Genomic DNA, 2,438 nt, shown 5'->3' with positions numbered 1-2,438 from the left:
TCCTCCAGGGTGGAGTAGCGAAATTCGTGTCCTACCAGCCCGGTCAGGGCGGCTGGCTCCTGGATCTGAACATATCCCAGAGCTTGTCGTTTGCCGGTCATATGGCAGCGAGCGTCAAAAATTCCGGTCATGGGGTGGTGTCGGCCTTCACCGTCAACAATGCCTTTTGTCAGCAGCATCATGCCGCCGCATTCCGCCAGCAGGGGACGTCCGGCGGCGCTGTGGCGGCGCAACCACTGGTGCAGCTCCTGGCGGGTGGAGAGGGTTTCTGCATACAGTTCGGGGTAGCCGCCGCCGATGTAGATAAAGTCTGCATCGGGCACGGTTTCCCCGGCCAATGGCGAGAAGGACTGCAGGGCAAACCCCCGACGTTCAATCTCTCGCAGGTTGGCTTCGTAGTAAAAGCTGAAGGCCTGGTCACGCGCTACGGCACAGATGCGTGACCTTTCCGGCATGGTTTCTTCGCTCCAGGTTGCCGGGGGGATGGCCAGGTCGATGGCAGCCAGCGCCGTCAGGTCGATATGTTGCTCTACCAGGTCAGCGCAGGTTTCATAGTAGCTTTCATCCATTTCGGCCGACGTGGCGATCCCCAGGTGCCGGGTGGGTGCCAGGGGCTGTGCCTGACGCGGCACACAGCCAAGTAGCGGGATGTCGGTATGCTGCTCCAGCGCGCTGCGGATCAGGCGCTCGTGGTTGTTTGATGCCAGCTGATTGATGATGACTCCCACCAGAGGCGTGGATCGGCAGAGGCTCTGTAACCCTCGCAGCAGAGCGACGATGGTGTAGGAACAGGAGGCAGCGTTCAGTACTGCCACCACGGGTAGCCCCAGTTGCACGGCCACGTCATAGGAGCTGCCACCAAAACGGCGTGGTTCAATGCCGTCAAAAAGGCCCATCACTCCTTCCACCAGAGCCATGTCACAACCTTGGCAGCCCCGGGCGAAGATCTGACGCAGAGTCGCTTCGCCGAGCATGATGGAATCCAGATTTTCCACCGGGTTGCCGGCGGCCCGAGCCAGATGGCGGCTGTCGATGTAATCGGGGCCGCACTTGAAGGGGGCCACCCGCAGCCCCTGACGGCTCAGGGCGCGGGCAATGCCGGTAGTGATGGTGGTTTTGCCGGAGCCGCTGCGCTCGGCTCCAATCAACACACCTTTCATGGCAGATCCCCCTTGTCCAGCAGTTCGCCGATACGATTTCGCAAGCGGCGCGCCAGGGAGGGACTTTTCCCCTGGGTGGAGACGGAGATCACCAACCCGGCGTCTTCGTCCATATGCACGGCGGGCAGATGGAAGTCGCACAGCCAGGGGTCGTCGGCCACATTGACCGGCACGCGCAGTTCTTTGGCCCACGCCGCCAGGGCGGCGTTGCGCTCGCGCTTGTCGGTACACAAAAAAGCATAATCGCAGTGATTGAGATCATCCTCACGGGCTTCGCGCTCAATGGTTTCTATGGTTCCGGCGGCGGCCAGGGCGCGTAGCTCATCGTCGATACGCGGGGCGATCACCCGGATAGCTGGCTCCATGGGCAGCAGGGCACCGATCTTGCGGGCGGCCACCTTGCCACCGCCGACAAAGAGCAGCCGTTTGCCGCTGATATGGATCAAAAAGGGATAGTAGACAAGTTTCACAGCAGTCCTTCCAACATGGCGTCAATGTCGCAGTGTTCTTCCAGGGTTTGAGCCAGCAAGTTCAGCTGACGCTCCTTTTCGTTCTGATAGTCCACGACCGGCAGGGGGAGGCGCAGCAGTTCGGCCAGAATCCGCAGATTGGCGGCGCTGTCAAAAAGTCCGTGCAGATAGGTGCCGAAAATGCGCCGGGAGCCATCCCACAGGCACAGGCCATCGGCACTGAGATGTTCCACGCCGCTGGCGACACAGGAACGCCCCACATGCATCTCGTAACCGCTGAGGGTTTGCCCTGCCCAGCGGCCCATGCCCGCCCAGCTTCCCTTGCGCAGGGTTTTGTTCCGCGCCATGATCGTGGTCAAAGGCAGCAGTCCCAGGCCCTGGACCGCCCCCGGCTGCCCCTCAACGCCATGAGGGTCTTCCAGCCGTTCACCCAGCATCTGCAAGCCGCCGCAGATACCCATGATGGGGATGCGTCCTGCCACAGCGTGCAGGGACGTGGCAAAGCCGGAGCGCTGCAGGAAGTCCAGATCGTGGAGGCTGTATTTGCTACCGGGCAGGATGACCAAATCGCAATTTGACAGTTCTGCGGGGTTGTGTAGATAGGTAAGGTGAACTTCTTCCATGGCTTTTAACGCAGCGAAGTCGGAGAAGTTGCTGATGTGGGGTAGACGTACGACCCCAACGCGCAACCTGGTATTCATTTTGTCGGTGTCCGACGCCAGATCCTGAGAATCCTCTTCTTCCAGGCTCAGGCGCAGCCAGGGGATCACTCCCTGTATCGGCACCGGCACCAGGTCGGCAAACATCT

2 protein-coding genes and 1 pseudogene are annotated in these 2,438 nt (G+C 61.0%); all 3 read right to left on the bottom strand.

The annotated features are described in order from the left end of the window. Positions 1 to 1,160: cobyrinic acid a,c-diamide synthase CobB (locus AC6F7T_RS13160; protein WP_500719553.1), on the bottom strand; the 1,160-nt coding region annotated here is incomplete at its 3' end. Further along, positions 1,157 to 1,630: an NAD(P)-dependent oxidoreductase gene (locus tag AC6F7T_RS13155; protein WP_500719552.1), complete on the bottom strand. Its 474-nt coding sequence runs from the start codon at positions 1,628 to 1,630 to the stop codon at positions 1,157 to 1,159. The genes AC6F7T_RS13160 and AC6F7T_RS13155, both read right to left, overlap by 4 nt. Then, a pseudogene (locus tag AC6F7T_RS13150) lies at positions 1,627 to 2,438 on the bottom strand (hypothetical protein); the annotation flags it as partial. The gene AC6F7T_RS13155 and the pseudogene AC6F7T_RS13150, both read right to left, overlap by 4 nt.

It is taken from the genome of Pelovirga sp., assembly GCF_059864205.1.
The sequence above is the reverse complement of the archived record's forward strand: the minus strand, read 5'-3'. Positions and strand labels throughout refer to the sequence as shown.